The 16,421-nt window shown below is 74.1% G+C and carries 14 protein-coding genes; 4 read left to right on the top strand and 10 right to left on the bottom strand.

The features are described from left to right. Positions 1-1,481 (top strand): helix-turn-helix transcriptional regulator (locus tag KIK08_RS30580; protein ID WP_214406778.1); only part of this gene is annotated, 1,481 nt, incomplete at its 5' end. A gap of 9 nt (positions 1,482-1,490) precedes the next feature. Here KIK08_RS30580 and KIK08_RS30575 read toward each other — a convergent pair. Together KIK08_RS30575 and KIK08_RS30570 are read right to left on the bottom strand one after the other, a co-directional pair. Then, on the bottom strand, positions 1,491-2,102 hold the full coding sequence (locus KIK08_RS30575) for a TetR/AcrR family transcriptional regulator (protein WP_214406777.1): 612 nt from the start codon (positions 2,100-2,102) through the stop codon (positions 1,491-1,493). A 126-nt stretch (positions 2,103-2,228) separates the two neighbouring features. Further along, complete coding sequence (locus KIK08_RS30570) at positions 2,229-3,128, bottom strand: alpha/beta hydrolase family protein (RefSeq protein ID WP_408004760.1); 900 nt, start codon at positions 3,126-3,128, stop codon at positions 2,229-2,231. A 154-nt stretch (positions 3,129-3,282) separates the two neighbouring features. Between KIK08_RS30570 and KIK08_RS30565 the strand changes: the two genes are divergently transcribed. Further along, positions 3,283-4,524, top strand: a complete 1,242-nt coding sequence (locus KIK08_RS30565; protein WP_214406776.1) for a SatS C-terminal domain-containing protein — start codon at positions 3,283-3,285, stop codon at positions 4,522-4,524. A gap of 125 nt (positions 4,525-4,649) precedes the next feature. Here KIK08_RS30565 and KIK08_RS30560 read toward each other — a convergent pair whose 3' ends face one another. Continuing rightward, the gene (locus tag KIK08_RS30560; RefSeq protein WP_214406775.1) at positions 4,650-5,738 is read right to left on the bottom strand and encodes an adenosine deaminase; all 1,089 of its coding nucleotides are present in this window, start codon (positions 5,736-5,738) and stop codon (positions 4,650-4,652) included. Between the two features lie 203 nt (positions 5,739-5,941). On the opposite strand from KIK08_RS30560, the gene KIK08_RS30555 reads away from it, so the two are divergent. Further along, positions 5,942-7,018, top strand: coding sequence for a PA containing protein (locus KIK08_RS30555; RefSeq protein WP_214406774.1), 1,077 nt, complete (start codon positions 5,942-5,944; stop codon positions 7,016-7,018). A 51-nt stretch (positions 7,019-7,069) separates the two neighbouring features. Here the strand turns inward: KIK08_RS30555 and KIK08_RS30550 are convergent, their stop codons facing one another. The 7 genes from KIK08_RS30550 to KIK08_RS30520 form a co-directional block, all read right to left on the bottom strand. Continuing rightward, the gene (locus KIK08_RS30550; protein WP_214406773.1) at positions 7,070-7,876 is read right to left on the bottom strand and encodes an NmrA family NAD(P)-binding protein; all 807 of its coding nucleotides are present in this window, start codon (positions 7,874-7,876) and stop codon (positions 7,070-7,072) included. 74 nt (positions 7,877-7,950) lie between these two features. Beyond that, positions 7,951-9,228: a thymidine phosphorylase gene (locus KIK08_RS30545; protein WP_214406772.1), complete on the bottom strand. Its 1,278-nt coding sequence runs from the start codon at positions 9,226-9,228 to the stop codon at positions 7,951-7,953. A gap of 129 nt (positions 9,229-9,357) precedes the next feature. Beyond that, positions 9,358-9,753: a cytidine deaminase gene (locus KIK08_RS30540; RefSeq protein WP_214406771.1), complete on the bottom strand. Its 396-nt coding sequence runs from the start codon at positions 9,751-9,753 to the stop codon at positions 9,358-9,360. Next, the gene (locus KIK08_RS30535) at positions 9,746-11,011 is read right to left on the bottom strand and encodes an ABC transporter permease (protein WP_214406770.1); all 1,266 of its coding nucleotides are present in this window, start codon (positions 11,009-11,011) and stop codon (positions 9,746-9,748) included. The genes KIK08_RS30540 and KIK08_RS30535 overlap by 8 nt, the downstream gene beginning before the upstream one ends. Positions 11,012-11,063: 52 nt before the next feature. After that, positions 11,064-12,155, bottom strand: a complete 1,092-nt coding sequence (locus tag KIK08_RS30530) for an ABC transporter permease (protein ID WP_214406769.1) — start codon at positions 12,153-12,155, stop codon at positions 11,064-11,066. After that, positions 12,152-13,825 carry an ABC transporter ATP-binding protein gene (locus tag KIK08_RS30525; RefSeq protein WP_214406768.1) on the bottom strand — a complete coding sequence of 558 codons (1,674 nt, stop codon included), beginning with the start codon at positions 13,823-13,825 and terminating at the stop codon, positions 12,152-12,154. The genes KIK08_RS30530 and KIK08_RS30525 overlap by 4 nt, the downstream gene beginning before the upstream one ends. A gap of 87 nt (positions 13,826-13,912) precedes the next feature. Continuing rightward, positions 13,913-15,055, bottom strand: a complete 1,143-nt coding sequence (locus KIK08_RS30520) for a BMP family lipoprotein (protein ID WP_214406767.1) — start codon at positions 15,053-15,055, stop codon at positions 13,913-13,915. 250 nt (positions 15,056-15,305) lie between these two features. Here KIK08_RS30520 and KIK08_RS30515 point away from each other — a divergent pair. Next, the coding region (locus KIK08_RS30515; RefSeq protein ID WP_308257995.1) for a D-alanyl-D-alanine carboxypeptidase family protein at positions 15,306-16,421 on the top strand (1,116 nt) is incomplete at its 3' end.

Below are 16,421 nucleotides of genomic sequence, written 5' to 3'. Positions count from 1 at the left end.
CCGACGCGGCCGCCGACGCCGGGCGGTTCGAGTGGGCGGCCGACCTCACCCGGCGGGCCGCCGAGCACCTGCACGACCCGGTGTCGCGGGCCCGGCTCGCGCTGATCGACGCGGCCGTCGCCGACGCCGACAACCGGGCCGACCAGGCGGTCGCACTGCTGTACGAACCGGCGCTCGCCGTCGCCGACACCGATCCCGGGCTGGCCGGCGAGATGCTGGCGCGGATCGTGGAGGCCGCCTGGACCACCCGCGACGCCGCGGCCGTGCGGCGGGTCGTGCACGCCGTGCGGGAGCGGCGGCTGGCCTCAGCCGGGCGCGTCCTGGCACTGGCCGACGTCGTCGTCGGGCAGCTCGACGAGGCCCACCTGCCCGCGGGACCGCCGGACCGGCGGCGTCCGTCGCGGGTGTGCCGCGTCCCCGCCCCGCCCCACGCGCTGGCCGAGACGGCCCGCTGGAGCCTCGTGCTGGGCGACGACCACCGGGCGCACGAACTGGCGACCGCGGCCGCACACGACGCCCGCACGCGCGGCCGGCTGGGGGTGCTGCCCGACGCCCTCGCCGTCCTGGCCACCACCCGCTGGCACCTCGGGCTGGCCCGCGACGCCGTCGCCGTCGCCACCGAAGGACTGTCGATCGCTCGCGAGATCGGCCGGCCCAAGGCCGTCGGCGCGCTCTCCGAGGTCCTCGCCCGGCTCTCCGCCGTCGCCGGCGACGAGGTGGGCTGCGAGGCGGCGCTGGCCGACGTCGCGGCCCACCGCCCCGTCGCCGTGGCCCCGGTGGTGATCGCGGCCACCCGCAGCCTGCTCGACGTGGGCGCCGGCCGGTTCGGCCCGGCCGCCGACCGCCTCGCCGACGTCGCCGCCACGTGCGGCCCCGAGGCCCGGGCCTGGTTGCCCGACCTGGTGGAAGCGGCCGCCCGGGTCGGCGACCTCGACCGGGCCCGCGCCGCTGCCGAGCGCTTCTCCCGCTGGGCCGGCTGCCTGGACCTGCCGTGGACCCGCGCCGTGGACCTGCGCTGCCGGGCGCTGGTCGCCGACGGCCCGGAAGCCGGCCGGCTGTTCGCCGAAGCGGTCGCCGTGCACCGCGGTTCCGCCTCGCGCCCCTTCGAGAGGGCCCGCACCGAGCTGCTCCAGGGCGAGTGGCTGCGCCGCGCCCGCAGGCGCGCCGCCGCCCGCGCTCCGCTGCGCGCGGCCTGCGAGACCTTCGACGACCTGGGCGCCACCCCGTGGGCCGCCAGGGCCCGCGCCGAGCTGCGCGCGACCGGGGAGAGCCGCGCCGAGCCGCCACCGGACGGCCTCGGCGCGCTCACGCCGCAGGAGCTGCAGGTCGTGCGGCTGGCGGCGGAGGGGCTGAGCAACCGGGAGGTCGGGGCGCAGCTGTTCCTGAGCCCCCGCACGGTGGCCTACCACCTGCACAAGGCGTTCCCGAAGCTCGGGGTGAGCACGCGCGCCCAGCTGGCCCGGCTCGACCTGCCGGCCTGACCCCGGCCGTCAGGCGCCGCCGCGCAGCAGCCGCGTCACCGTCTCCCGCAGCACCGCGGTGCACGCCGGCACGTCAAGGCCGTGGTCGTCGCGCAGCACCGACCACCACGACCAGCTCGTGGACGCGGTGAGCGAGAGCAGCAGGTCGGCGCGCCGCTCCCCGGCCGCCGCCAGCTCCGGCGCGAAGGTCTGCTCGATCATCGTGACGAGCCGGTCGAGGGTGCGGCGGCGGTTGGTGCGCAGGGCCGCGGAGTAGGGCTCGCGCAGGCGGGTCGCCTTGGCGAAGGGCGCGACCCGCTCGCACGCGACGGCCCGCACGGCGCAGAAGCGCTCGATGCGCTCGGCGAGCGGGAGGTCCACCGGGATGACGACGGCGTACTGGTCGGCGCGGGCCAGCAGCGCGCGGCCGGTCTGGTCGTACAGCGTCTCCAGGTCGGAGAAGTTCGCCCACAGCGCCCTGATCGAGATGCCGGCCCTGGCGGCGATCTGGGCGCCGGTCGGCTTGAGCTCGCCGCCCTCCAGCAGCTGGATGAAGGCGCTGATGATCGCGGCGCGGGTCCGTTCCCCGCGTGCTCTGCGCCCGTCCACGGCCGGGGGGTTCGGCGGCTCCAGAGTCGTCACACCATCCATTGTCCCGGCCTCCGCCCGTACGCGAACGACGGCGGACGGACCCCTCGTGCGGTCCGTCCGCCGCCATCCGACGGGCCACCCCGGACCGGGGGACGCGGGCGGCCCGGTGGGTGCCGGTCAGCCGAGGGGGCAGCTGACCCGCGCGTCGGACAGGTCGCTGCCCAGCCCGGTGCTCGGCGCGGGGCAGAGGAACTGCGTGTAGCGGGTGTCGTCGTCGACGAACCGCTTCAGCCAGGAGATCGTGTACTTGGCGATCTCGGTGTTGGACGTGTTCGGCGCGAAGTGGCTCGCCCCGTCCAGTTCCAGGTAGGCGCGCTCCTCGGCACCGGTGAGGCTGTTGTGGAAGGGGATCGCGTGCTGCGAGGGCGGTGCGATCGTGTCGCGCTGGGCCCCGATCATCAGGGCCGCGGCGTCCACCTCGGACCACGACTTGTCGAGGTTCCAGGGGGTGAGCCCGACGACGGCCTCGATGGAGCGGCGGTCGGCCGCCGCCTCCAGGGTCCCGCCGCCGCCCATGGAGTGCCCGACGACGGCCTGCCGGTTCGGGTCGATCCGGGCCCGCACCGAGGACCGCTGGATGGCGAAGTCGAGCGCGGCCAGCAGCTGGTCGCCGCGCTGCCCCGGCTGGTCGACGGTCGTCTGGGTGTTGAAGCTGATCACCACGAAGCCCTGCGACGCGATCCGCGGGCGCAGCCAGGCGATGGTCGACTCGCTGGCCGTGTAGCCGGGCGAGATCGCCACGACGCCGAAGGTGCCGTCGGCGGTCGAGGTCGGGTAGGTGATCTCGGCCGACCCGAAGCCGGGCGTCGCCAGGCCGGAGACCGAATCGGTCGCGACCGCGTAGGGCCCGCGGGCGGCCTCGATGCCGGCCTCGGTCGGGTTCGGGCCGCGCTGGAAGGGGTTGGCCTGCGCGGAGGCGGTGCCGGGGACCACCGCCATGGCCGCCGCGGTGAGCGCGGCGAGGGCCACCGCGCGGACGAGCCGGCGACGGGAGGGGCGTAATGACGACGTCGTCATCGTGACTCCGTTCGGTTGTCACCTTCAGTGGGGGTGCTGAAGATGCACTGACGGTGCATCTTTCTGGTGGGGTGCGTCAATGTGCGCGGCGCCCAAAGGGCCGCTCGGCGCCACCCCGTCCGAGCCCGGATCGGCCGCGCCCTAGGCTGCGGCCGTGGCCAGCGACATCGTCCCGATCCAGCTCTCGCTCACCGAGGGCGATCTCGTCACGCTCTGGGCGCCCCGGTGGCGCGAGGACGGCGAGGAATGGGAGGCCTTCCTCGGCGACGAGGACGCCCTCTTCGCGTTCCCGTCCGTCCCGCGGCTGGCGGCGTTCGTGCGCACGGCGACCGAGCACGACCTGATCGACCACCCGGCCTGGTCCGTCGTGCCCGACCTGACCGTCGCCGAGCTGACCCCCGACGACACCCAGCGCTACGACGTCGTCGGCGTGCCCGAACTGGTCGCCAGCGACCCCGACACGTGGACCATCGGCGAGCTGGCCGAGATCACCGACATGATCCGGTCCATCGCCGAGGTCTGCGAGCTCGACCGGGTCACCGCGGTGCTCGACGCCGCCCCCGCCTTCGGCCTGCTCTCGCAGGGCACGCTGCCGTTCGTCGGGCGCGAGGGCAAGCGCCTGTGGTCGCAGCTCATGGACACGATCGCCGAGCGCTGGGACGAGGTCGTCGACTCCCTCGACGAGCTCGTGGAGGCGCCCGAGGTCGACGCGGCGGCCCTGGCCGCGGCCGAGAAGGAGGTCGAGGTCGCCGAGGACGTCGACGCCGAGACCGAGGACGAGACCGACGTCGACGCGGGCGAGGACGTCGACGCCGACGACGAGCCCGCCGACGAGCGGCCGCGGACGTTCTGGGAGGAGGTCGGCATCGACCCCGTCCGGATCATCAGCCGCGACGGCGAGGTCCTCACCCTGCGCTGCTACCTCAACGACGCCCCCGTCTTCCTGGGCACCGACGGCCGGATCGACGTCTTCCGCGGCGAGCGCGCCCTGACCCGCTGGCTGGCCGAGGACGGCGCCGAAGGGCACGACCTCGTCGAGGCCTCCACCTGGCCGGAGATCGTCGACAAGGCGACGGTCGGCGAGCTGGAGGTGGTCGTCGACGAGCTCAACGTCTACGACCTCACCGGGCTCGAGGACGACATCGCCGAGGGCACCCTGACCATCGACCCCACCCAGCTGGAGCAGGCCACCGAGCTGCTCCTCGACGTCGGCGACTGGGCCGACGACGAGGAGCCCCGCGAGGCGCTGGCCGAGTCGCAGCCGCTGGGCTGGCTGGTGTCGTTCGTGGTCCGCCCCGACCCCACCCGGCTGGCCCCCAGCCCGCCCTTCAACGCCGAGGCCGCCCGCTTCCACGAGCTGATCGACCACCTGCTGGAGCGGTTGCAGCAGCACTGAGCCGGCACACCTGCCGGGCGTCTTCGCAGAGTTCCCACGGTCTTCGCAGGGTCTACGGCACCTGCGAAGACCACACCGCCCCTGCGAAGACCCCCAACCTCACCCCGGCCTGCGAAGACGGATGTTCAGGCCGTCAGGGCCGCGTAACCGGGCTTGATCACGTCGTTGATCAAAGCCAGGCGCTCGTCGAAACCGATGAACGCCGACTTCATCGCGTTCACCGTGAACCACTGCAGCCGGTCCCAGTCGTAACCGAACGTTTGCGCGAGGGCGGTCAGCTCACCCGTCACCGAAACGTCCGACATCAATCGGTTGTCCGTGTTCACGGTCACCCGAAAGCGCAGATCGGTGAGTAGGCCGATCGGGTGATCGGCGAGGGACTTGGTCGCGCCGGTGTGGACGTTCGACGTCGGGCACATCTCCAGCGGGATGCGCTTGTCGCGGACGTAGGCGGCGAGGGGGCCGAGGGTGGCGGTGCCGTCCTCGGCGACGGTGATGTCGTCGACGATGCGGACGCCGTGGCCGAGGCGGTCGGCGCCGCACCACTGCAGCGCCTCCCAGATCGACGGGAGCCCGAACGCCTCGCCGGCGTGGATGGTGAAGTGCGAGTTCTGCTGGCGCAGGTACTCGAAGGCGTCGAGGTGGCGGGTGGGCGGGAAGCCCGCCTCGGCACCGGCGATGTCGAAGCCGACCACGCCGGTGTGGCGGTAGCGGATGGAGAGCTCGGCGATCTCCCGCGACCGCGCGGCGTGCCGCATGGCCGTGAGCAGGCAGCCCACCCGGATGCGGCGCCCGCGCTCGGCCGCCCGCGCGGAACCGACCCGGAAGCCCTCCAGGACCGCCTCGACCACGGCGTGCAGCTCCAGGCCGCCCGCGACGTGCAGTTCGGGCGCGAAGCGCACCTCGGCGTAGACGACGCCGTCGGCGGCCAGGTCCTCCGCGCACTCCGCGGCCACCCTGACCAGCGCGTCCGGTGTCTGCATCACCGCCACCGTGTGGCCGAAGCCCTCCAGGTAGCGCACGAGCGAGCCGGAGTGCGAGGCCGCCAGGAACCACGCGCCGAGCTCGCCGGCGTCGGAGCTGGGCAGCGCGTCGTAGCCGACGGCGTCGGCCAGTTCGAGCACCGTGGCCGGGCGCAGTCCGCCGTCGAGGTGGTCGTGCAGCAGGACCTTCGGCGCGTCGCGGACGGTATCGGCGTTCAGCGGTACAGCCACCCGGATCACGCTAGAGCACCCACGGGCCGTACCCGCGACCCCCGCACGCGTTGGTCTGAACGGGGTATTCAGCCGCCGAATGGGGTGCCGCCGAAAGGGCGGTGACACCCCTCGCTACGCTTCCGTCGCCCCACCCCCTGGCCTCGGCCCAGATCCCACCCCGGCCCGGTCCATCCACAGCTCAGAGGGAGCTCCCCGCCGCCATGAGCAATGACTCGAACATGTCCTTCGACCGCATGCGCGGGATGCTGGTGCGCGCCGCCGAGATCCGCGACAGCGAGCAGCAGCAGATCTTCGATTCACTCGACGAGATCCACGCCCGCCTCGCCGCGCTGGACGCCATCGGCACCGTCCGCAAGCGCCTCACCGAGCTGCCCGACCGCACCGAGGTCAGCGTGCTGGCCGAGCGGCTGGACGAGACCGTCGCCAAGCTCGACTCGCAGGACGCCACCCTCTCCTCGGTGATGCGCGCGGTCGAGGCGCTGCCCGATCGGCTCGCCAAGCAGTTCGCCCAGCTCGACGGGCGGCTCGACGGCATGGCCGGGCGCCTCGAAGGCGTCTCCGGCCGGATGGACGGCCTGGACGACCGCCTCGGCGGCCTGCACAAGCGCTTCGACGAGGTCGGCACCCGGATGGACCGCCAGGAGATGCGCCTGGACGCCATGCCCGCCTCGGTCGGCAACCCGATCAAGGAGCGGGTCGAGGGGATCGACCGCAGCCTGCGCGAGCAGCTCGACGGCGCCACCCGCGGCTTCGAGGAGACCGGCGAGGGCCTGCGCAACCTGCTCGGCGACACCAGCATCGGCCTGCACCGCAGGCTGGAGGAGCTGGCCGCCCGCCCGGCGGTCGACCCGACCGAGCCGCTGGACGGCCTGGCCAGCAGGCTGGAGGCGCTGACCGCCAAGCTGGACGACCTCGGCGCCCGCCTCGACCTGCTGGAGGAGGGCTTCGGCGGCCGGCTGGGCATGCTGGGCGGTTCGCTGGAGGAGCGCATCGGCAAGCTGGAGGGCGTGCTGAACGACCGCCCCGACGCCACCTCGCTGCGGTCGCTGGTGGAGCGGGCCAACGAGCAGTCCGAGCGGCGCAACGCCGGGCAGCTCGACGAGGCCATGGCCACCTTCGCGGAGCTCATCCTCGGGCGCTCGGCGACGGCGCAGGCCCCGCCGCCCCCGCCGCGGCCGGCGGCCCGTCGCGGGCGCAAGGCCATCGCGGTGAAGTCCGCGAACGGCCACTCCGCCGCCGACACGGTGACCGACGACCCGGACGACGACGACCGCTGAGCCGCTCCGCGCGCCCCGGCCGGTCCGGTCGGGGCGCGCGGACCGACGGCGTCAGCCGCGGAACACGGCGGCGTTGTCCCGCGCCCACTGCGCGAACGTGGTGGCCGGCTTCCCGGTGACGTCCTCGATCGCGGTGCTGACCTGCACGGGGTTGTCGACCGCGCCGGCCAGGATCGTGTCGACGTACCACTCGGCCTCAGGCCCCATGACCTCGGTCATCTCGGCCACGGCCACGTCGCGGGTCACCGTCTCGAACACGACCGGCTCGCCGAGCGCCTCCCCGATCCGCTCGGCCAGCTCGACCCGGGTGAGCACCTCCGGACCGGTGATCGACAGGGCCCGTCCGACGTGGGCGTCGGTGAGCAGGCACGCCGCGGCGACCCGGGCGATGTCGTCCATGGCGGTGGGTGCGCTGCGACCCTCCGGGTAGGGCTCGCGCACGGTCCGGGCAGCGGCGATCCCGGGCGCCCAGGACAGCGAGTTCTCCATGAAGTCGCCCGGCCACAGGTGCGTCCACGCGATCCCGCTGTCCTCGACGGCGGTGGTGACGCTCCCCCACCAGCTCTCCGGCTCGCCGGACAGGTCGACGACGTAGGAGACGCCGGCCTCGCGGGCGAGCGTGAGCACGTCGACGACCGTGTCTGGCGTCGGTGCGAGGTAGAGGCGCTCGACGCCGGCCAGTGCCGCCGGCAGCGTCTCGGGGCGCCGCAGGTTTCCGCGGGCGACCTCGACGCCGTCCGGTAGCGCTGCCCGCGCGGGGTCGACCGTCAGCGCGCGCACAGGCGCCCCCGCGTCGAGCAGGTGGTCGACCACCATGCGCCCGATGTTGCCCGTCGCTCCCGTCACCAGGATGGTCATGGCCGTCTCCCCCGTCCGTCGACTGAACTGGGTACAGCGTACGCGAGACTGGGTACGGCGTACGAAGAATTTCCTCAGCGGATGGTGGCCAGGACCAGATCGGCCCGGGCCGGCGGCTCGTCGACGACGGCGACGCCACCGGCGAGGGCCGCGCGGGCCCAGCCCACCGCGTCGGGCGTGTCGGTGTGCAGCTCCAGCAGCGGCCGGCCGGCCTCGACCCGCTCGCCCGGGTCGGCCAGCAGCAGGACCCCGGCCGCCGCCTGCACCGGGTCCTCCTTGCGGGCCCGGCCGGCGCCCAGCCGCCACGCGGCCGTGCCGACGGCGAGCGCGTCGCAGGCGAACACGCCGTCGCGGTCGGCCGTCAGCGTCTCCACGTGCCCGGCCCTGGGCAGCGGCGCCGCCGGGTCGCCGCCCTGGGCCGCGATCATCCGCTCCCACACCGGGTAGGCCTCGCCGGAGGCCAGCACCGCGGCCGGGTCGACGTCGGTCAGGCCGGCCAGCGCCAGCATCTCGCGGGCCAGCGCGACCGTCAGCTCGACGACATCGGCCGGGCCGCCGCCGCGCAGCACCTCGACGGCCTCGGCGACCTCCAGGGCGTTGCCCGCGGCCCGCCCGAGCGGCACCGACATGTCGGTCAGCAGGGCGACGGTGGGCAGCCCGTGGTCGCCGCCGATGCGCACCATCGTCTCGGCCAGCTCGCCGGCCAGCTCCAGGGTCTTCATGAACGCCCCGGAGCCGACCTTGACGTCCAGCACCAGGCCACCGGTCGCCTCGGCGATCTTCTTGCTCATGATCGAGCTGGCGATCAGCGGGATCGACTCGACGGTGCCGGTGACGTCGCGCAGCGCGTAGAGCTTGCGGTCGGCCGGGGCCAGGGTGGGGGTGGTCGCGCAGATGACCGCGCCGACGTCGGCGAGCTGGGCGCTGATCTCCTCCAGCGACAGCGACGCCCGCCAGCCCGGGATCGACTCCAGCTTGTCCAGCGTGCCGCCGGTGTGCCCGAGCCCGCGCCCGGACAGCTGCGGCACGGCGGCCCCGCAGGCCGCGACCAGCGGGGCCAGCGGCAGGGTGATCTTGTCACCGACCCCGCCGGTGGAGTGCTTGTCGACCAGGGGACGCCCGACGTCGGGCAGCGACAGCACCTCGCCGGAGGCGATCATCGCCGCGGTCCACCGGCTGATCTCGTCCGGTTCCATGCCGTTGAGCAGGATCGCCATGGCCAGCGCGGCCATCTGCTCGTCGGCGACGCCGCCGCGGGTGTAGGCGTCGACGACCCAGTCGATCTGGGCGTCGGTCAGCCGGGAGCCGTCCCGCTTGGCGATGATGATCTCGACAGCACTGTGCTCGGCCACCGGGTCACCCTTCCAGCCCGAGCGGGCCCGGGGCGAGCCGACGCGCGTTCCGACCGGTCCCGTCGAGAACGAAGTTGTCGTGATCAACAGGGTCTGTTGATCACGGTAACTTCGTTTTCGACGGGCGGGTCAGGGCAACTGGTCGGGGCCGAAGGCGTCGGGGAGGACCTCGCTCATGGGCAGCACACCGCGGGGGGTGTCGATGAGGCAGTCGGGGCCGCCGAGCTCGTAGAGGACCTGGCGGCAGCGCCCGCACGGCATCAGCAGCTCGCCGGAGCCCGACCGGCACGCCACGGCGACGAACCGGCCGCCGCCGGTGAGCCGCAGCTGCCCGGCCATCGTGCACTCCGCGCACAACCCCAGCCCGTAGCTGGCGTTCTCGACGTTGCAGCCGACGACCACCCGGCCGTCGTCGCAGAGCGCCGCGGCCCCGACGTGCAGGTGCGAGTACGGCGCGTACGCCGACCCCGCCGCCTCGACGGCCCGCGCGCGGAGGGCGTCCCAGTCGGTGTCCGCGCTAGTCACCTTCGCCCCTCCGGTACTCGACGCCGTCGGCGGCCGGTGGGCGCAGCCGCTGCGAGGCGACCGCCAGCACCAGGAGCGTGACCAGCTGCGGGGCGTAGGCCGCGAACTCGCGCGGGACGGTGTCGATCGCCATGTACACCGCGTAGACGACCGCGCCGGCCAGCGCGGCGAAGGCGGCGCCGCGCCAGTTGCGCCGGGCCGCCCACCACAGGGCGATCCCGACGGCCAGCACCGTGCCGCCGTAGAGCAGCGCGTGCACGGCCTCGCCGCCGGCCCGCAGCTGGACGCCGTCGACGTAGCCGAACAGCGCCGAGCCGGCCAGCAGTCCGCCGGGCCGCCAGTTGCCGAAGATCATCGCGGCCAGGCCGATGTAGCCGCGGCCGCCGGTCTGGCCCTCCAGGTAGCCCAGCTGGCCCGGGTTGAGGGTGAGCGCGGCCCCGCCCAGCCCGGCCAGCGCCCCGGAGGCGATGACCGCGACGTACTTGTGCAGGTAGACGTTCACCCCGAGGGACTCGGCGGCCACCGGGTTCTCCCCGCAGGAGCGCAGCCGCAGCCCGAACCGGGTGCGCCAGAGCACCAGGTAGCTGATCGGCACGAGCGCGAAGCCGATCACGATGAGCGGGGTCAACCCGCTGATGAGCCCGCCCAGCAGGCCGGCGACGTCGGAGAGCAGCACCCGCTGCTCCCGCTCGACCGCGAGCAGGCCGTCGGCGACGGGCTGCACCGAGAACGTCTCGAAGCCCTCGACCCGCGGCGACTGGCGCGGGTTCTGCGACACCGGCAGGAACAGCAGCGTCGACAGGTACTTGGTGACGCCCATGCCGAGCAGGGTGATCGCGACGCCGGAGACGATGTGGTTGACGTTGAAGGTGACCGTCGCGACGGCGTGCAGGGCGCCGCCCAGCGCCCCGAACACGAGCCCGCCGACGACGGCCGCCCACGGGCCCCACTGGTAGCCGGCCCAGGCCGCGCCCCAGGTCCCGAGGATCATCATGCCCTCGAGCCCGATGTTGATGACGCCGGCGCGCTCGGCCCAGAGCCCGCCGAGGCCGGCGAACAGGATGGGCAGGAGCAGCAGCACCGCGGCCTGCGTGGTGCCGCGGGAGGTGAGCTGGATCTGACCGGTCAGGGTGGCGGTCAGCGACAGCAGGCCGACCCCGATCGCGACGACGATGACGGCGCGCAGCCAGGCCGGGACGCGGCGGCGGCCCTTCGACGGCGGGGTGGTGGTCGCTGGCCGGTCGGCGACGGCGGTCATGCGGTGCCTCCCGGCGCCTTCGGCGCGGCCCCTGCGGGGAACGCTGACGCGCTCATGCGCGAACCTCCTCGGCGGGCGTCGCGGACGCGGCCCGCAGCTGCGCGGCGACGCGGCGCTGCTCGGCGGCCAGCTCGTAGCGGCGCACGATCTCGTAGGCGATCACCACGGACAGCACCACCGAGCCCTGCATGATCAGCACGATCTCCCTCGGCACCCCGACGTTGTCCAGGGCCAGCGCGGACTTGTCCAGGAACGCCCACAGCAGCGCGCCGAGCGCGATGCCGAAGGGGTGGTTGCGGCCCAGCAGTGCCACCGCGATGCCGGTGAAGCCGTAGCCCTGCGGGGAGGTCAGCGTGTAGGCGAAGTCGCGGCCGAGCAGCTCGGGCAGGCCGACCAGGCCGGCGACGGCCCCGGACATCAGCAGCGCGATGATCGTCATCCGGCGGGCGTTCACGCCGCCCGCGGTGGCCGCCGTCTCCGACTCCCCGGACGCCCTGAGCTCGAAGCCGAAGCGGGTGCGGTTGAGCAGGAACGCGTAGCCCAGGCCGAGCAGCGCGGCCAGGGCCACCATCCCGAACAGCGTCCCGCTCGACCCGAAGGAGACGCCGGGGAACTGGCCGCTGGGCTCGATCGGGTCGGTGGAGATGTTGTTGCCGCGCAGCAGGCCGAACGAGTCGGGCCGGATCAGGAACGCGATCAGCCCGGTGGCCAGGAAGTTCAGCATGATCGTCGAGATGACCTCGCTGACCCCGCGGAAGGCCTTGAGCAGCGCGGCGATGCCGGCCCACGCCGCCCCGACGACCATCGCGACCAGCAGGATGACGATCGTGTGCAGCACCGGCGGCAGCACCAGCGCGCCGCCGACGATGGCCGCGACGCACGCGGCCAGCCGGTACTGGCCCTCGATGCCGATGTTGAACAGCTTCATCTGGAAGCCGATCGCCACGGCCAGCCCGGCGATGTAGTAGATGGCGCCGCTGTTGAGGATGTCGATCGCGGTCGTGCCCTCGCCGACCTGGGTGATCATCACCCGCAGCGCGGTGAGCGGCGAGTCGCCGCTGATCAGCAGCGCGACCGCGCACAGCAGCGCGGCGAACACGATCGCCAGCGCCGGGGGCAGCAGCACCGTGCGGACCCGCGTCATGGCGTGCTCCCTCCCGTCGGGGCCGACGTGCCGTTCCCGCCGTCCGCGGCGCGGTGGCGCCCGCCGCCCGCGTCGTCGTCCGGTTCGGGGTCCGGCTCGGGATCCGGGGGCGGTCCGGGCGCGGCGCCGGGGTGCTCGGTCGCGCCGGTCATCGCCGAGCCCAGCTCCTCGGGGGTGACGGTGGCCGGGTCGGCGTCGGCGACCAGCCGCCCGCGCAGCATGACCCTGATCGTGTCCGACAGGCCGATCAGCTCGTCGAGGTCGGCGCTGATCAGCAGCACGGCCAGGCCGGCGGCCCGCGCGCGGCGCAGCTCGGCCCAGATGCCGGCCTGGGCACCGACGTCGACGCCGCGGGTCGGGTGCGAGGCGATCAGCAGCACCGGGTCGCCGGACAGCTCCCGGCCGACCACCAGCTTCTGCTGGTTGCCGCCCGACAGCGCGGCCGCCGGCACGTCGACGCCGGGGGTGCGCACGTCGAACTCGCGGACGATCCGCTCGGTGTCGCGGCGGGCGGCGGCCGGGTCGAGCAGGCCCAGCGGGCCGCCGCGCGACACCGGCGGGCGGCTCTGGTGGCCCAGCATCCGGTTGGCCCACAGCGGCTGGGTGGCCAGCAGGCCGTGCCGGGTGCGGTCCTCGGGGATGTAGCCGATGCCGGCCTCGCGGCGCTCCAGCGTGCTGGCCCGGCTGATGTCCCGGCCGGCCAGCGAGATGGTGCCGGCCGACGCCCGGCGCATCCCCATGATCGTCTCGACCAGCTCGGTCTGCCCGTTGCCCTCGACGCCGGCGATGCCGAGCACCTCGCCGGCGCGCACCACGAGGTCGACGCCGGCCAGCAGCGGCCGCCCGCCGGCCTCGCCGGGCAGCTCCAGCCCGGAGACGACGAGCACCTCCCGGTCGGTGACGGTGGAGTCGCCGGTCTGCGGGGTCGGCAGCTCGCTGCCGACCATCATCTCGGCCAGCTGGCGGGTGGTGACGGTGTGCGGGTCGGCGGTGCCGACCGAGGTGCCGCGGCGGATCACCGTGATCGAGTCGGCGATGGCCCGGACCTCGTCGAGCTTGTGGGAGATGAACAGGAAGGTGAAGCCCTCCGCGCGCATGCTGCGCACCGTCTCGAACAGCTCCTCGACCTCCTGCGGCACGAGGACGGCCGTCGGCTCGTCGAGGATGACGGTGCGGGCGCCGCGGTAGAGCACCTTGAGGATCTCCACGCGCTGCCGGTCGGCGACCCCGAGCCGCTCGACGAGCACGTCGTGGCCGACGTCGAGGCCGACCGTGCGCGACAGCTCGGCGACCCGCTTGCGGGCCTTCGCCCCGATCCCGTGCAGGGCCTCCGCGCCCAGCACCACGTTCTCCAGCACGGTGAGGTTGTCGGCCAGCATGAAGTGCTGGTGCACCATGCCGATGCCGGCCTTGATCGCGTCCGACGGCGAGCGGAAGCGCACTTCCCGGCCGCCGACGGTGATCGTGCCCTCGTCCGGGTGCTGCATCCCGTAGAGGATCTTCATCAGGGTGGACTTGCCGGCGCCGTTCTCCCCGCACAGGGCGTGCACCTCGCCGCGGCGCACGCGCAGGTGGATGTCGCTGTTGGCGACCACCCCGGGGAACCGCTTGGTGATCCCGGCGAGCTCCACGGCGTATTCGGCGTCGGTCCCGGTGTCGGTTCCGGCCATCGAGCCACCCTTTCACACGGATACGGGTCGGGGGGGCGGGGGGGGGGGGGCCCCCCCCCCCCCGATCACGGGCTGCTTCGGTCGTGACTAGGGAGTCGTCTCGACCGTGATGCTGCCGGAGATGATCGCCGCCTTGTAGGCGTCCAGGTCGGCCGCGATGTCGTCGACCTTGCCGCCGGAAGTGGCGTAGCCGACGCCGTCCACCTTGAGGTCGAAGACCTCGGGCAGCGTGGACGTGTCGCCCGCCGCGAACGCGTTGATGTAGTCGAACACCGCGACGTCGACGCGCTTGAGCATCGAGGTCATGATGATGTCCTTGGTGTCGGCGTAGGCCGGCACGTTGTACTGGTCGGAGTCGACCCCGATGGCCAGCTTGTCCGCGGCCTTGACGGCCTGGAACACGCCCTGCCCGGACGCGCCCGCGGCGTGGTAGATGACGTCCGCGCCGCCGTCGAGCTCACCGCCGGCCACGACCTGGCCCTTGGCCGGGTCGTTGAAGCCGGTGAAGTCGCCGGCCGGGCTGAGGTACTTGACGTCGACCTCGATGTCCGGCGCGACGGCCTTGGCGCCCTGCACGTAGCCGGCCTCGAACTTCTGGATCAGCGGCTGCTCGACGCCACCCACGAAGCCGATCTTGCAGGTGGTGGTCTTGAGCGCGGCGGCCGCGCCGACCAGGAACGAGCCCTGCTCCTCGGCGAAGATCAGCGGCGTCACGTTCGGCAGCTCGACGGAGCTGTCGTCGACGATCGCGAACTGCACCTGCGGGGCCTCGGCGGCCACCACGCCCAGCGCGGTGGCGTACTTGAAGCCGACCGCGATGATCGGGTTGTAGCCCTCGGAGACCAGCTGGCGCAGCCGGGTCGCGGCGGCGTCCTCGCTCTCGTTGGCCGCGGCCGCGAGCTCCTTGACGTTGCCCTGGGCCACGCCCAGGTCGGAGATCGCCTTCTCCAGGCCGGCCGCGGCGGCGTCGTTGAACGAGCCGTCGCCGCGCCCGCCGATGTCGTAGGCCAGCCCGACCTTCAGGCCGCTGCCGTCGGCGTTGGGCTGCGCCGGGGCCGGGGTGGCCGCGGCGGCACCGCCGGTGGGCGCGGGGTTGCGCGCGCACTGCTCGCCGCTGGTGCCACCCCCGCCGGCGGGCTCGGTGGTCCCGGTGTCACGGGCGCAGCCCGCGAGCACCAGCGCGCTGGTCAGCACGGCGGCCGCCAGCACGAATCCTCGTCTGATCCGCATGGATTACAAGCTCCTGTTCCGACCGGCCCCGATGACCACCGGCACGACGACGGGCAACCTAACCGACGTCCGGGTCGGTTCACATGAACGACGTGGCGGCGTGACCGAATCGTCGGCTCCGGTCAGTGACCGCGATGTCACGCCTGGTCGCCACTCCGCTGCGCTGCGCGACCACTGGCGGGTACGTTCCGTGGTCATCGGCGCCGGACCGCCCGGCCGGACGGGTCCGGCCCGGCCGTACAGTCGCGGCGTGCGACGGGCCGCGGTACTGGCGATCGTGGCGGCCCTGGGCGCGGTGACCGGTGCCGCCCACCCCGTCGACCGGGTCGTCCCGACCGCCGTCGCCGCCGTCACCGCCGGCACCGCCCCGGCGACCCCGTGCCCCGATCAGGTGGTCCCGCCACCCCCGCCGGCCGACGAGGAGTCGGCCGTGCCCGCGCCACCGCCGCTGCCGGTCCCCGAGGAGCCGGTCGGCGGGCCGATGCTGGGCTGCGGCGAGATCGCCGCGACGACCGCGCCGCTGCCCGTGATGGGCGCCGCGTCGTACGTGCTGGCGGACCTGGACACCGGCGAGATCCTGGCCACCCGGGCCCCGCACGCCCGCCACCGCCCCGCATCGGCCCTGAAGGTGCTCACCGCGCTCGTCGCGCTGCGCGACCTCGACCCCGACCTGCTCGTCGAGGGCACCGCCGAGGACCTGCGCGTCGTCGGCAGCAAGGCCGGCATCGGCCCCGGCGGCCGCTACACGGTCACCCAACTGCTGCAGGGGCTGCTGCTCAACTCCGGAAACGACACCGCGCAGGCGCTGGCCAGGGCGCGCGGCGGCGACGCGGTCATGCTGGCCCGGATGACGCAGGTGGCCCGCGAGTCCGGCGCGCTGGACACCCGCCCGGCGACCCCGTCCGGCCTGGACGGCCCCGGCATGTCGTCCTCGGCGTACGACCTGGCGCTGCTGTACCGGCTGGCGATGCGCGACCCGCTCTTCGCCGGCACGATCTCCACGCGCTCGGTGCCCTTCCCCGGCTACGACCCCGAGCACCCGACGTTCGAGCTGTTCAACTCCAGCCGCCTGCTCACCGGTTACCCGGGCTCGCTGGGCAGCAAGACGGGCTTCACCGACGCCGCGCGGCACACCGTCGTCAGCGCCGCGCAGCGCGACGGCAGGCGGCTGGTGGTGGCGGTGATGCGCGGCGAGAACCAGCCCGCGCCGCTCTGGCGCCAGGCCGCGGCCCTGCTGGACTGGGGGTTCGCCCAGCCGTCCGGGGTCCGGCCGGTCGGCGTGCTGGTCGAGCGGGCCCCGCAGCCCCCCGCCCCGACGACCGCGCCGGCCGCCGACCGGGCCGCCGACCGGGCCGCCGACCGGGCC

The sequence above is a fragment of the Pseudonocardia lacus genome (genome assembly GCF_018531445.1).
Classification (GTDB): Bacteria; Actinomycetota; Actinomycetes; order Mycobacteriales; family Pseudonocardiaceae; genus Pseudonocardia; species Pseudonocardia lacus.
The sequence above is the reverse complement of the archived record's forward strand: the minus strand, read 5'-3'. Positions and strand labels throughout refer to the sequence as shown.